This is a genomic window from Peribacillus sp. P4_C12 (genome assembly GCF_056402095.1).
Genome location: NZ_JBFUIB010000004.1, coordinates 1 through 14,136 on the forward strand (window position 1 = coordinate 1; position 14,136 = coordinate 14,136).

At 37.6% G+C, this 14,136-nt stretch carries 13 protein-coding genes and 1 rRNA gene; 4 read left to right on the top strand and 10 right to left on the bottom strand.

From position 1 onward, the window contains the following. The 10 genes from AC1DUW_RS02130 to dnaA all read right to left on the bottom strand — a co-directional run. Window positions 1-129: ribosomal RNA gene (locus tag AC1DUW_RS02130) — 16S ribosomal RNA — on the bottom strand; the annotation flags it as partial. 318 nt (window positions 130-447) lie between these two features. After that, complete coding sequence (locus AC1DUW_RS02135; protein ID WP_477641925.1) at window positions 448-1,200, bottom strand: HD-GYP domain-containing protein; 753 nt, start codon at window positions 1,198-1,200, stop codon at window positions 448-450. Between the two features lie 65 nt (window positions 1,201-1,265). Further along, window positions 1,266-1,520 (bottom strand): hypothetical protein, encoded by a 255-nt coding sequence (locus AC1DUW_RS02140; RefSeq protein WP_477641926.1) that lies wholly within the window; start codon window positions 1,518-1,520, stop codon window positions 1,266-1,268. A gap of 248 nt (window positions 1,521-1,768) precedes the next feature. Continuing rightward, window positions 1,769-4,333 (bottom strand): DNA gyrase subunit A, encoded by a 2,565-nt coding sequence (gyrA, locus tag AC1DUW_RS02145; protein WP_053348302.1) that lies wholly within the window; start codon window positions 4,331-4,333, stop codon window positions 1,769-1,771. A gap of 95 nt (window positions 4,334-4,428) precedes the next feature. Beyond that, a complete protein-coding gene (gyrB, locus tag AC1DUW_RS02150) occupies window positions 4,429-6,354 on the bottom strand; it encodes a DNA topoisomerase (ATP-hydrolyzing) subunit B (protein ID WP_053348843.1) in 1,926 nt (641 codons plus the stop codon). A gap of 77 nt (window positions 6,355-6,431) precedes the next feature. Then, on the bottom strand, window positions 6,432-6,695 hold the full coding sequence (remB, locus tag AC1DUW_RS02155; RefSeq protein WP_053348303.1) for an extracellular matrix regulator RemB: 264 nt from the start codon (window positions 6,693-6,695) through the stop codon (window positions 6,432-6,434). Window positions 6,696-6,707: 12 nt separating this feature from the next. Next, window positions 6,708-7,826, bottom strand: a complete 1,119-nt coding sequence (gene recF, locus AC1DUW_RS02160) for a DNA replication/repair protein RecF (protein ID WP_053348304.1) — start codon at window positions 7,824-7,826, stop codon at window positions 6,708-6,710. 21 nt (window positions 7,827-7,847) lie between these two features. Continuing rightward, window positions 7,848-8,060: a S4 domain-containing protein YaaA gene (gene yaaA, locus AC1DUW_RS02165; RefSeq protein ID WP_053348305.1), complete on the bottom strand. Its 213-nt coding sequence runs from the start codon at window positions 8,058-8,060 to the stop codon at window positions 7,848-7,850. 220 nt (window positions 8,061-8,280) lie between these two features. Further along, window positions 8,281-9,417, bottom strand: a complete 1,137-nt coding sequence (gene dnaN / locus AC1DUW_RS02170; protein WP_053348306.1) for a DNA polymerase III subunit beta — start codon at window positions 9,415-9,417, stop codon at window positions 8,281-8,283. 193 nt (window positions 9,418-9,610) lie between these two features. Beyond that, complete coding sequence (gene dnaA / locus AC1DUW_RS02175) at window positions 9,611-10,960, bottom strand: chromosomal replication initiator protein DnaA (protein WP_053348307.1); 1,350 nt, start codon at window positions 10,958-10,960, stop codon at window positions 9,611-9,613. A 984-nt stretch (window positions 10,961-11,944) separates the two neighbouring features. On the opposite strand from dnaA, the gene rpmH reads away from it, so the two are divergent. From rpmH to jag, 4 genes are all read left to right on the top strand, one after another. After that, on the top strand, window positions 11,945-12,079 hold the full coding sequence (gene rpmH / locus AC1DUW_RS02180) for a 50S ribosomal protein L34 (RefSeq protein ID WP_034316183.1): 135 nt from the start codon (window positions 11,945-11,947) through the stop codon (window positions 12,077-12,079). 80 nt (window positions 12,080-12,159) lie between these two features. Continuing rightward, a complete protein-coding gene (rnpA, locus tag AC1DUW_RS02185) occupies window positions 12,160-12,516 on the top strand; it encodes a ribonuclease P protein component (protein WP_053348308.1) in 357 nt (118 codons plus the stop codon). 181 nt (window positions 12,517-12,697) lie between these two features. Continuing rightward, the gene (gene spoIIIJ, locus AC1DUW_RS02190; protein ID WP_053348309.1) at window positions 12,698-13,486 is read left to right on the top strand and encodes a YidC family membrane integrase SpoIIIJ; all 789 of its coding nucleotides are present in this window, start codon (window positions 12,698-12,700) and stop codon (window positions 13,484-13,486) included. Beyond that, entirely contained in the window at window positions 13,483-14,103 is a 621-nt protein-coding gene (jag, locus tag AC1DUW_RS02195; RefSeq protein ID WP_053348310.1) for an RNA-binding cell elongation regulator Jag/EloR, read from the top strand. Before spoIIIJ ends, jag begins: the two co-directional genes overlap by 4 nt. Window positions 14,104-14,136: the final 33 nt, after the last annotated feature.

The following is a 14,136-nucleotide window of genomic DNA, read 5'->3' on the forward strand; positions in this document are numbered from 1 at the left end:
GGTTGCCCACGTGTTACTCACCCGTCCGCCGCTAATCTCAGGGAGCAAGCTCCCATCGATTCGCTCGACTTGCATGTATTAGGCACGCCGCCAGCGTTCGTCCTGAGCCAGGATCAAACTCTCCGAAGAAATGTTTGACTTGCTCATTTTGCTTTTTCGATAGTGTGTGCTCACTTTAAAAAATTAACGTTGGCGCTTTGTTTTGTTCAGTTTTCAAAGAGCAATTTCAGTGTCGTTTATCTCGTAAGCGACTTTAATAATATATCAATAATATTATTTTTTGTCAACAACTTTTTTTCTCTCGCTGTCGACTTAGTTATTATATCTAGTATCACAAGTAATTGCAAGAGCTATTTTAAAATAAATAAAATACTTCGCCCAATTCTTTGGTTGTCTACTTAAAATAGAACAAGCTTACCTGATTAAATTAGTAAGCTTTTTCTATCATTATAAGATTTCCTCTATATATAACTCCCGATTTATCCCTAAATTAATTATTTGTTCATTATCTACTACCTTAACTAGTGGCCTGGTTTGAGCACTTGGATCAATAAAAACAATTTCAGCAATAGATCCATTGTTCAACTTGACCTTACTTCCAATAGAAAAATTAGCTAATCCTGATAAGAGTGTCTTAACGACCGCTAAATCAAATTTACCAAAGTCATCATGTAAAATCATTTCCATTACTTTAAATGGTGACTGTTTTTTCCTATATAATCTTTCCGAAGTCATGGCATGGAAAACGTCTGCAACTGCAATGATTTTTGAAAATACGTGCATGGATTTAGTTTTTATTGTTTGGGGATAGCCAGTTCCATCTAACCTTCCATGATGCTCTAAAATAGCTAACTTCACACTATCCTTAATGATAGAACTATCTTTTATCATTTTATAGCTAAAAATGGGATGATTGTGGATTTCCTCATTTTCTTCGACAGTTAAACTCGTCGTTTTATTGAAAATCCTTGATGACAGCTTAGCCATACCACAGTCAGCCAAACAGCCTCCAATAGCTACTTGATAGACATCCGCTAAATCGCATTGAATTTTAAAGGCAATATATCCCCCTATTAATCCAGTTGAAATAGCATGATGATACATGTAATCTTCTTTATTGCAATAATGGTGTAGTATCAGAATGTTTCCTGGTTTCTCCAAGACTTTATCAACTAAAGGAATAAGAATTGAACGAATCATGGCTACCTCTACCTTGCTCCCAGCCTGCCAATTTTTAAATAAACTCTTATACGTTTGAACCGATTTCAGATTAAATTAATAAAATTTGAAAACTCTTCTATTTCAACCAGTTCATTATCTATAACTTCTTTCGGTAAAAATTTTTTTCCATCAATTAATGTTTTTTCAACGCTAACCTCTGTTATTAAAAAGGCTTGCAAAGTCTTTATTAATTCCTTAGTCAATATTGTTTTTTCATACATGATAGGGCGGTCCGTAAGACCTTTAATATCTTTTGAAAGAATACATCCTTCAGCTAAATAGTGAGTTTTTACTAGCAAAACTGTTCACCTCTGTAACAGTTATTTAATGAATATCATTTTACTAGAAAAACATGGAACAAACTATATTTTTCATGATTAAATACCTAAAAAAAGCTTTTTATTAGTATAAAACCTTTATTTTCCCTCAAAAAACATGACTATATACCCATCATTTACTTTATCTTTTAGAGAGAATTCGCCTGAAAGCCCTCAATTACTTCATAAAAAAGACCCAGCATAATGGCTGGGTCTCTATTATTAAACGATTATTCTTCCGTATCTTTTTCAGGTTCTTCGTTTTCGACTACTTCGTTAGAATCAGAATCTAAATCAATACTCGTTGAATTCTGCTCTATTCCTTCTTCTTGTTCAACGAATTCTTCTTTTTCTTCTTCTTCTCTTCCAACGATGGCCACCGTTGAAACATATTCATTGTCTGCAGATTCGAGACGAATGAGCTTAACACCCTGTGTATTACGACCCGTTTTAGAAATACCTTCGACTTCCATTCGGATTAACACACCAGCTGCTGTAATCAGCATCAAGTCCTCTTCTTCTCCTGTCACTGTTTTCACGGCAATAAGTTCACCATTTTTCTCTGTGACATTACATGTTTTTATCCCTTTACCACCACGGCTTTGAATACGGTATTCCTCAGCAGATGTCCGTTTTCCATAACCATTTTTCGTAACAATCAAGACTTCTTCATTTTCTTCAAGAATTTCCATGCCGACTACTTCGTCATCTGCCCTTAAGGAAATCCCTTTTACTCCAGCTGCAGTACGTCCCATTGTGCGTACATCCGTTTCAGGGAAACGAATCATCATTCCGTCTTTTGTTCCGATAATAATCTGTTTCTCTCCATTCGTAAGACGTACAGAGATCAACTCATCATCTTCTCGTAGCCCTAAAGCAATTAAACCGTTATTGCGGATATTTGCAAAGGATGACAGTGGTGTACGCTTTGATATACCGTGTCTGGTTGTGAAGAATAAATACCAATCATCGACAAATTCCTTCACCGGTATGATTGCATTGACCCACTCACCTTTATCAACTTCTAGCAAATTAATAAGTGGCAGTCCTTTTGCCGTCCGACCATATTCAGGAATTTCGTATCCTTTAGAACGATAAACTTTACCTTTATTAGTAAAGAATAATAGTGTGTCATGAGTCGAAGTTGTTAACAAGTGACCAACAAAGTCATCTGCATTCGTACCCATTCCCTGTATACCTCGCCCTCCGCGTTTTTGGCTGCGGTACGTGGTTGCAGGCAAACGTTTAATATAACCGTTATGAGTCAATGTCACGATTATATTTTCCTCTGGAATCAAATCTTCATCTTCTAAGCTCTCAAAACCGACTAATGTAATTTCAGTTCTTCTTTTATCATTAAAGCGTTCTTTAATTTCAAGAAGCTCTTCACGGATAATTTCAAGAACCTTTTCCTCATCAGCAAGGATAGCTTTATATTCTGCAATTAATGCCATTAACGCTTGATATTCATCTTCAATTTTTTCCCGTTCCAAACCGGTCAAGCGTTGTAAACGCATATCTAAAATGGCTTGCGCCTGTTTTTCAGAAAGTGAAAATTGTGTCATTAACCCTTCTCGGGCAATGTCTGTAGTTTGGGAACCACGGATTAATGTAATGACCGCATCCAAATTATCAAGGGCAATTCGCAAACCTTCTAAAATATGAGCACGCGCTTCCGCTTTACGTAGTTCAAATTCAGTTCTACGACGTATAACTACCTGTTGATGCTCTAAGTAATAGTGCAGACATTGCTTTAAGTTCAATACTTTAGGCTGTCCATCCACCAGTGCAAGCAAGTTGATTCCGAAGGTTGTTTGCATTGCAGTGTGCTTATACAAGTTGTTTAAAAGGACATTTGCATTTACGTCCTTTCGTAGTTCCATAACAATACGCATACCGTTACGATCTGATTCATCCCGTAAATCGGTAATACCTTCAATTTTCTTATCACGAGCAAGTTCTGCAATTTTTTCAATTAATCTTGCTTTGTTCACTTGATAAGGGATTTCTTTAACTAGAATAACCTGTTTTCCATTGGACTTCTCTTCAATTTCGACTCTCGCCCTCTGAATGATTGACCCTTTTCCAGTTTCATAGGCTTTTCTAATTCCACTGCGCCCTAAAATTAAACCCGCAGTTGGAAAATCTGGACCAGGGATAAATTCCATCAATTCTGGAATCGTTATATCAGGATTCTTACTTAAAGCCAATACACCGTCAATTACCTCACCTAATTGATGGGGCGGAATATTGGTAGCCATTCCGACTGCTATCCCTGACGAACCATTCACTAATAAGTTTGGGAAACGGGCTGGCATAACAGCTGGTTCTCGTTCTGAACCATCATAGTTATCCTGATAGTTAACCGTATCCTTATTCAAATCACGAAGCAATTCCATCGAAATCTTTGACATTCTCGCTTCTGTATACCTCATGGCGGCCGCTTGGTCACCATCGACCGAACCGAAATTCCCGTGTCCATCAACGAGCATATAACGATAGTTAAATGGCTGAGCCATCCTGACCATCGTTTCATAAACAGCAGAGTCACCATGCGGGTGATATTTACCGATTACTTCTCCGACAATACGGGCTGATTTTTTAAATGGTTTATCCGACGTCATACCAAGATCATTCATCGCATAAAGAATTCTTCTGTGTACCGGTTTCAAGCCGTCCCTTACATCAGGCAACGCCCGGGATACGATAACGCTCATCGCGTAATCCAAAAAAGATGTACGCATCTCGGTACTTATATTTATTTCTTTTACACCTGATCTTTCATTTTCTGACATGGAGCCAACCTCCTTTATAAAGCTTTTACTCTCATTTTTTTAACTGATCTTTCATTATGTAAAGAACAGGATGTAAATTCATCCTGTCAAAAAAATCAGATATCGAGGTTTTTCACATAAATCGCATTTTCCTCAATAAAGTTACGACGCGGCTCTACTTTATCTCCCATCAACATTTCGAAAGTTTCATCTGCCTCAATGGCATCTTTCAAACTAACTTGAAGTAGCGTTCTCGTATCAGGGTTCATTGTTGTTTCCCATAGTTGCTCTGGGTTCATTTCACCCAACCCTTTATAGCGCTGTAAGTTAGGCTTAGGAGTGCTTGGTAGACTTGTCATGATTTGTTCTAGCTGGCGGTCATTATAGGCATATTCCACTCGTTTACCCTGCTGAATTTTGAAAAGAGGTGGTTGGGCAATATAAATATAACCATACTCTATAATTTTCCGCATATAGCGATAGAAGAATGTCAACATTAAAGTTCTAATGTGGGCACCGTCTACATCCGCATCGGTCATGATAACAATTTTATGGTATCTAGCTTTTTCAATATTGAATTCATCGCCAATACCTGTTCCGAGTGCAGTAATAATTGTACCAATTTCTATATTATGAAGGATTCTATCCAATCGCGCCTTTTCCACATTTAGGATTTTACCCCTTAGCGGCAGAATAGCTTGGAAATGGCGGTCACGTCCCTGTTTAGCTGAGCCACCAGCCGAGTTTCCTTCTACAATGTACAATTCGCTGATAGACGGATCCTTCGACGAACAATCTGCCAGTTTACCAGGTAGACTGGAGACTTCCAAGGCACTTTTTCTTCGAGTTAACTCACGTGCTTTCTTGGCTGCCAAACGAGCTCTTGCCGCCATTTGCCCTTTATCAACAATTTTTCTAGCAACTGAAGGATTTTCGTATAAGAAGGAATCCAACCTTTCCGAAAGAATGGAATCAGTAACCGTTCTTACTTCTGAGTTTCCAAGTTTGGTTTTGGTTTGCCCCTCAAATTGCGGTTCAGGATGCTTAATAGAAATAATTGCCGTTAACCCTTCACGAACATCTTCACCAGAGAAATTGGTGTCGGCCTCTTTTAAGAGCCCGTTTTTCCGTGCATAATCATTGATAACCCGTGTCAATGCAGTCTTGAATCCTGATTCATGTGTACCGCCTTCATACGTATGAATATTATTGGCAAAGGAAAAAACGTTACTGATATAGCTGTCATTATATTGCAAAGCTAATTCGACAGATATACCTTCTTTCTCGCCTTCCATGAAAATCGGTTCCTCATGAAGGACTTCTTTTGAACGATTCAAATGCTCAACATAAGATTTGATACCGCCCTCGTAGTGGTATTCCTTGATTTTATCTTCTTCTTCACGTTTATCTTCAATGATGAGCTTCAAGCCTTTATTCAAGAATGCAAGCTCACGGATACGTGTGGCTAATGTATCGAAATCATATTCCACGGATTCCTTGAAAATTTCAGGATCCGGAATAAAGTGTACTGTTGTCCCTGTATGATCGGTTTCCCCGATAATTTTCAAATCTTCTCTAGGGACCCCTCGGTTAAACTGCTGATAATGAATTTTGCCTTCACGATGAACATACACTTCCAATACCGTGGATAGGGCATTAACTACTGAAGCTCCTACACCATGCAGACCACCGGAGACCTTATAACCCCCGCCTCCAAATTTACCGCCAGCATGAAGGACCGTCATGATTACTTCTACTGCTGGCCGTCCCATTTTTTCATGGATACCTACTGGAATTCCCCGACCATTATCGACTACTGTTATGCTATTGTCTTCTTCGATTGTCACTTTGATTTCAGTACAGAAACCTGCTAGTGCCTCATCAATACTATTATCGACAATTTCCCAAACAAGATGGTGAAGTCCTTTTGCAGAGGTAGTACCGATATACATCCCCGGACGTTTACGAACTGCTTCTAAGCCTTCTAAAACCTGTATCTGATTCTCATCGTATGCCTGAGCTTGTACTTCTTTTTGTTCCATTGTCATACGTATCACCTACACTTTTCTTTTGGCATTTATCAATTTTTCAGGAGTAATTATTACGTTATCGCTTAAATTTAAAGAGAATCTATATCATCGATTAATAACGATGGCTGCAGTGAACGCTTTTTCAAAGTGGACGACGCAAGCGGTGAATAATAGACCTGTTTATCCGTCACTACAATCGATTTAACCGAGTTTTTTGCTAAATGGTAAGTTACATCAGACTTTTTCTCCAAAAACTCACTCATGATTGGTGAGGCCTGGAGCAGCTTCTTATCTAAAATGGCTATGACATCGTCCGTTTTCACAAGAATGTCTTCACCAATATGGAGATACATACATTCACCTCATCATTTAACCTTTTTTATACTTCCTTGACTAACATAAAAGGTGGACGCTTCTCTTAGGGTTTGATGATCGATTCCATCAACAGAGGGTGTCGTCACGAATGTTTGCACTTTCCCTTGTATCGTATTCAGTAAATGAGATTGACGGAAATCGTCAAGTTCCGATAACACATCATCCAATAATAAAATGGGATACTCGCCGATTTCTTCATGAATCAGCTCAATTTCGGCAAGTTTCAATGACAGGGCAGTTGTGCGTTGTTGTCCTTGTGAACCATATGTCTGGACATCACGGTCATTCACAAAAAAAACCAGGTCGTCACGATGAGGACCTACCAGTGTTACACCCCGTTCAATTTCCCTTGTTTTTATTTTATCAAATTTTTCTGTGTATACTTCTATCATTTTCGTCAAATCCATAGATTCTGATACATCAAGCGACGGTTTATATTGGATTTTCAATACTTCTAGATTTCTGGAGATCCCCGAGTGAATTGGCTCTGCCCACTGCTGGAGCTTTAAAAGAAACTCGTATCTTCTTTCGACAATTTTCGCTGCATACTGAATAAATTGATCAGTTAGCACGTCAAGCATCGTCGTATCCGTTTGTTTCCGGGTCTGCAGAAGCTTTAAGTAATGATTTCTTTGTTGAAGTATTTTATGATATTGGCTCATATCATGAAGGTATACGGGAGAAACCTGGCCAATTTCCATATCTATAAAACGGCGTCTGACTAGAGGACTTCCCTTTACAAGGTTAAGATCCTCAGGCGCAAACATGACCACATTCATATTTCCAACATATTGACTTAATTTTCTTTGTTCAATATGGTTGCACTTCGCCTTTTTCCCTTTTTTTGAAATGGTCAGCTCAAGTGGTATTGAGGTATTTCTCTTTCTAACTCTTCCTTCTATTTTAGCATACTCTTCATCCCAGCGAATAAGTTCTTTATCATTTGAAGTCCGGTGAGATTTTGCCATTGCTAAAACAAAAATAGATTCCATGACATTTGTTTTTCCTTGAGCATTTTCGCCGAGGATTACATTGACCTTATTCTCAAAAGTCAGGTTCAATTCGGTATAGTTGCGGTAATTTCTCAAACTTATATTTTCAATATACATATTCCGCTCTTCCCTTATGTTTTAGCTTGTAATTGTGAAGACGCCAAATCCAGGAATCTCTATTTTATCACCTGATCTTAATTTTCTGCCTCTTCTCACGTCTAATTCGCCATTAATGAAAACCTCGTATTCACTTAAGAACCATTTCGACATTCCGCCGCTTTGAATCAAATCGGCTAATTTTAAGAATTGTCCAAGCGTAATATATTCTGTGCTGATTTTTATGGAGTCCATTTCATGCCTCACTCATTTCTAAGTAGTCTTTAATACTTCATTTTACTAAATAAATCCCATTAAGACAAAGTATAGCTTTTTTCGCTCTTATTTTTTATAGTTCTAGGTTTTATTCAGAATTAAAAACGCTGTAAAAAACCTTATGGGGCCTATATTTAAGTATAAAAAAATTAAAGGCTTGCTAAACAAGCCTTTAATTTTTTTGAAATATTATTTTAGCTTAATAAGTTCTTACAGGCAGAATTAATTGAAGCATAGAATCATCATGAAGCGGACGAATTACAAATGGACGCATCGCACCTGTAAAGTTGATTTTAATATCCGATCCTTCTAAAACTTTTAAGGCATCCATAACAAATTTAGCACTGAAGGAGATTTTCAAATCCTCACCTTCAATGGCTTCTGCTTGAACTTCCTCAATTACTTTACCAATTTCAGGTGTATTAGAAGAGACTTCGATAATGCGGCCTTCTAAAGTTGTCAGTTTGACCACATTATTTCTGCCTTCTCTGGCCAATAAAGATGCTCGGTCGATTGCTTGCAGAAAATCTTTTGTGTGAACAGTTACATCCGTTTTGCTATCCGAAGGAATCAAGCGGGACGTATCTGGATAATTCCCCTCAAGTAGGCGGGAGAAGAATAATAAATTTTCTGCTTTGAATAAGACTTGATTTTCGGTAATGACGATTTCTATGAGTTCGTTTGTATCATCAAGGATTTTACTTAATTCATTTAGACTTTTGCCTGGAATCACAACGCTATAGGTCCCAGTAATTTTATTTTCAATTTTTGCTGTGCGCATTGCCAGCCTGTGACTATCTGTTGCAATACAGGTCAATTCGTCATCTTGAACCTTTAAGTTTACACCTGTTAAGATAGGGCGTGTTTCTGAGGTGGACACTGCAAAGCCAGTTTGACGAATAAGAGTTTTTAATAGGTCTGTTGGAAGCTTGAAAATATTTTCTTCCTCAATGATTGGAAGATGAGGGTATTCTTCAGGATCCAGTCCATTTAAGTTAAATTCAGCTTTACCTGAGCGAATAATTGTTTGAAAGTTGTTTTCGACTTCAATTTCTACAGTATCCATCGGTAATTTTTTGACAATTTCACTGAAAAAACGAGCATTTAGGACAATTCCGCCGCTATTTTTCACTTCAACAATTTCATCACCGTCTACTTCAGCTGGAATAAATGATTGAATGGAAATATCGGAATCACTTCCTGTCAAAGTAACACCTTCAGTTGTAACACTTATTTTTATCCCCGTTAAAATAGGAATCGTTGTCCTTGATGTGACTGCTTTCATTACTTCTTGGACACTATGAACTAATCGATCTCTTTGAATTATAAATCTCATGTTTCATCCTCCAAATTTTTAATTGCCGAATAGGCATATTTATTAATAATTTTTATTAAAAAAGATAGTAGTAATAGTAGTAGGGCCTGTTGATATGTGGATAAGTCGACTCAACCTAAGGAAAAACAGTCTATCCACATGTGGACAGACTGTGTGTAAGTAGTCATCAGTTATACACATTATCCAGAATCATCTATACCTTCAACTGATCCTGTATTTCTTTGACCTGACGTTGAAGCTGGGTATCTGTTTGCATGAGTTTAGAAATTTTTTCATGCGCATGAATAACGGTCGTATGATCGCGACCACCAAATTCATCCCCTATCTTTGGCAGAGATGAATCCGTTAACTCCCTGGAAAGATACATGGCGATCTGCCTTGGAAAGGCTACAGATTTAGTCCGTTTTTTCGCTTTGAAATCCTCCAATTTCACACTATAATGCTCACCAACTGTTTTTTGGATTTCTAAGATGGTGATTATTTTAGGTTTCGAGCTTGGAATAATGTCTTTTAATGCTTCGGCTGCTAAATCAGCATTAATATCCTTATTAATTAACGAAGAATAAGCAACAACACGTATAAGTGCCCCTTCAAGTTCACGAATATTCGAGTCAATTTGATTGGCAATATAAAGCATAACTTCATTTGGGATATCAAGACCTTCTGCTTTTGCCTTCTTACGTAAAATAGCAATTCGCGTTTCTAAATCAGGCGGTGTGATATCCGTAATTAAACCCCATTCAAAGCGGGAACGGAGGCGATCTTCGAGTGTTGGGATCTCTTTTGGAGGACGGTCACTCGAGATGACAATCTGTTTGCTTTCTTCATGTAGTGCATTAAATGTATGGAAAAACTCTTCTTGAGTTTGTTCTTTTCCTGCTAGAAATTGAATATCATCAATTAGTAAAACATCTACACTTCGGTATCTATCACGGAATTCGCCTGCTTTATTATCTCGGATTGAATTGATAAATTCGTTCGTGAATTTTTCAGAAGATAAATAAACGACCTTTGCCTTCGGATTATGCTCAAGTACATAATGCCCAATTGCATGCATTAAATGGGTTTTACCTAGTCCTACGCCTCCATAAATAAATAATGGGTTATAGGCCTTAGCAGGAGCTTCTGCGACAGCGAGAGACGCGGCATGGGCAAAACGATTGCCGGAGCCGATGACAAACGTATCAAAGGTATTTTTCGCGTTTAACATATGCTGAGGAAATGCATTATGTTCTTTATCCTGTTTTTTAATCTTTTTAGGCTGAACAGGAACAGTAAAATCACCATCTTCTTGATTGGGAGGAATGATGAATTTTGCTTCCAATTCCTCACCGGTAAGTTCAAACAATACATCAGAAATAAGATGTGAATAGCGTTCTTCAAGCCAGTCCCTGGCAAATTCATTGGGAGCGGTGACTGTTAATGTATCACCTTGTAGTAAATAAGCCTTGGTTGATTTAAGCCAAGTTTCAAAGCTTGGTTTACTGATCTTTTTTTCAATTTTTCCGAGCGCCTGGTTCCAGAGGCTATCGATGTTATCCAAACTTATCCCTCCTTTGCAAAATATTTTTAATAATATCTAAAATGTATAGGCACAAATAAACTCATCGATTGCCGTCTTAATATAAATTTTGACAGCAAAGGTTCGGTGAGCTGTATAAGGGAGTGTTCTATAATGTGATGTCCCTATTACTATATCTTGCGCTGTACAACCTTTGTACAGACTACATCTTGTAAGGTGATGTAGGTTTGGATGATTATTCATCAACAGGTATTTGGAGAAATATATAATAAAGAAGAAAAAAGGGTTTTCGACAATATCCACCGTTTGTGGACAGATTAATATACACAGGTCGAATAAGCTATCCACATGTTATGCACAGTCTGTGGATAAACCTTACCTGTTGATAAAGTTATTCAGAGTGAAAACACAAATATAATATCAGAAATTCAGGCGTCTTGCAATGGGTTAGAAAACTTTATCCACAACTTACCGAGCCTGTGGGAAAAACTTTTCCACAGGCTATTGTTATGTGCAAAAGTCTATAAAACAGGTTGTGGATAGGAAAAATCATGTCGAATTTTATCCACAGACTGAAGTTTTGGCACGAATTATATAAATTTATTTCTCTGCTTCTTTAAAACGAATAGGACAGAAAAACATGTTGTTATAGCTATCAAAAACGTAAATATTAAAACCTATCCTGACAAACCCAATGGTTCATTTAAAAACAACCAGGCCTTCCCTATATTTTTGCTGATTCCTTTTCAGAGTGGAGCGTGTAAACTAAGAGATCTGCTTAAATGTGTTTAAGGGAAAAATTCATGGAAATTTCCCTCTCACCAAAAATTTCTATATCAGTTCGAGGCAAAATCATTTACAATAGGCTAGGTAGTAAAAAAAGACCTACTGGACATTGAGCATAAAAAGAAATATTTTTTTGGATGAGGTTGACAAGTAGAAACCATCATCTATATAATTGTAAAGACTGTCTTTAACTGTTATTCCTCAGGGAGGTGTCATATAATGAAAAGAACTTATCAACCGAATAATCGTAAGCATAGTAAAGTTCACGGTTTCCGTGCACGTATGAGCACGAAAAACGGACGTAGAGTAATTGCTGCACGTCGCCGTAAGGGCAGAAAAGTATTATCTGCATAGACCACTGAAAAGTCTCAGTGGTCTTTTTTCGCAAAATAAGGGATTTACTGAGACTCAATTCATTTAATGAAGGTGTAAAGATGAAAAAAAAGTTAAGGATTAAGAAAGAGGACGAGTTTCAGCTTGTGTTTAAAAAGGGCGAATCCTCTGCTAATCGGCAATTCGTTGTCTATGTCCTTGAAAAGCCCGAACAGGATTATTTCCGGATAGGCCTTTCTGTCAGTAAAAAAATCGGGAATGCCGTTGTTCGGAATCAGATTAAAAGATACATACGGCAAGCGTTTTTGGAATTGAAAGATGATATAGAAGATGGTAAGGATTATATTGTGATTGCTCGAAAGCCAGCGGCGGAAATGGACTTTTCCCAAGTGAAAAGCAGCTTGATCCATGTCCTAAAACGTTCTAAATCACTAAACTTTATAATGAAAAAACAATAAAGTTCTCCTTTATATCGAAAACTAAGTACTCCTCAGATAATGTCGTAAACATTGAGAAAAATATCATAGAAAATTCCTTATTGGACTGTACAAAAAGTGGATGACTTTTCCTTGAAGTCTGCTTGTAAATAGTTCAAAATTGTTTCAAAAAAGATTGATTGCAGTTAGGAGGAAATTACGGTTGAAAAAACGAATATTACTCATTATTGGACTAGCTTCTATAATGATGTTGTTAGCAGGGTGTACGGAAATTAAAGAACCTATAACTGCAGAAAGTGAAGGGTTCTGGAATCAATACATTGTCTATCCATTATCAGCTCTGATTATTTGGCTCTCTGAAGCATTCGGGGAAAACTATGGTCTTGGGATTATCGGTGTTACCCTAATCATTCGCTTAGCATTACTTCCACTTATGATCAAACAGGTGAAAAGCTCGAAAGCAATGCAGGCCATTCAGCCTGAGATGAAAGAACTTCAAGCAAAATACAGCTCAAAAGATGCTGCCACACAACAAAAACTACAGCAAGAAACGATGGCTTTATTTTCAAAATATAATGTGAATCCATTGGCGGGATGTTTACCAATATTGGTGCAAATGCCGATTTTGATCGGTTTTTACCATGCTATCAGCCGTACGGAAGAAATTGCTCTTCATAGCTTTCTTTGGTTTGATTTAGGTTCCCCGGATCCATATTATATTTTACCGGTTGTTGCAGGTATTACGACTTTTATTCAGCAAAAATTATCCATGGTTGGAATGAACTCTAATCCACAAATGGCAGCACAAATGACAATGATGCTTTACATCATGCCAATTATGATTGTTGTTTTTGCAATTAAATTTCCCGCTGCTCTTTCACTTTACTGGGTAGTAGGTAACATTTTCGGTATCGTTCAAACGTATTTCATTAAAGGTCCAGATCTTAGAAAAGCAGCTGCGGAAAACGCGGGAGGAGCAAAGAAAAAGTGAAAAAAGTAACTGCTGCAGGACAATCTGTCGAAGAAGCAGTAAATTTAGCTTTAGCTCAACTGAACAGCACTAGGGATCGCGTGGAGATTGAAATTGAAGATGAAGGCAAAAAAGGTTTTTTTGGTTTATTTGGTGCAAGGAAGGCAATCGTCCATGTGACTTTGCCAGCCGATCCTATTGAAGAGTCACTGAAATTTTTGAAGAATGTCAGTGAAAACATGGGAGTTAATGCAGAAATTGATGTCCGTCGTCAAGGTAAGAATGTAACGTTTCATTTATCAGGTGAAAAGATTGCTTTATTAATTGGAAAACGGGGGCAAACATTAAATTCCCTTCAGTATTTAACGCAGCTGGTTGCAAATCGCTATTCGAAGCAGTTTTTGAATGTAACTGTAGATGCAGAAGATTATCGAAATCGCCGCAATGATACTTTAATCCAATTGGCTGAAAGAATGGCAAATAAAGCAATAAAAACTGGTAAATCTGTTTCACTGGAGCCGATGCCATCCTTTGAACGGAAGGTCATTCATAATGCTCTACTGCATTACCCAAAAATCAAAACAAATTCCAATGGTACAGAGCCATATCGCCATTTGGTCATTACTCCAATCAGATGAACCTTCTGCTATTAAGCGGAGGTTCTTTTTTTG

Excerpts from the sequence above, each read along its gene's own strand:
- AC1DUW_RS02135 (WP_477641925.1), bottom strand. The coding sequence starts at position 1,200 with ATGATTCGTTCAATTCTTATTCCTTTAGTTGATAAAGTCTTGGAGAAA.
- gyrA (WP_053348302.1), bottom strand. The coding sequence starts at position 4,333 with ATGTCAGAAAATGAAAGATCAGGTGTAAAAGAAATAAATATAAGTACC.
- gyrB (WP_053348843.1), bottom strand. The coding sequence starts at position 6,354 with ATGGAACAAAAAGAAGTACAAGCTCAGGCATACGATGAGAATCAGATA.
- remB (WP_053348303.1), bottom strand. The coding sequence starts at position 6,695 with ATGTATCTCCATATTGGTGAAGACATTCTTGTGAAAACGGACGATGTC.
- recF (WP_053348304.1), bottom strand. The coding sequence starts at position 7,826 with ATGTATATTGAAAATATAAGTTTGAGAAATTACCGCAACTATACCGAA.
- yaaA (WP_053348305.1), bottom strand. The coding sequence starts at position 8,060 with ATGGACTCCATAAAAATCAGCACAGAATATATTACGCTTGGACAATTC.
- dnaN (WP_053348306.1), bottom strand. The coding sequence starts at position 9,417 with ATGAGATTTATAATTCAAAGAGATCGATTAGTTCATAGTGTCCAAGAA.
- rpmH (WP_034316183.1), top strand. The coding sequence starts at position 11,945 with ATGAAAAGAACTTATCAACCGAATAATCGTAAGCATAGTAAAGTTCAC.
- rnpA (WP_053348308.1), top strand. The coding sequence starts at position 12,160 with ATGAAAAAAAAGTTAAGGATTAAGAAAGAGGACGAGTTTCAGCTTGTG.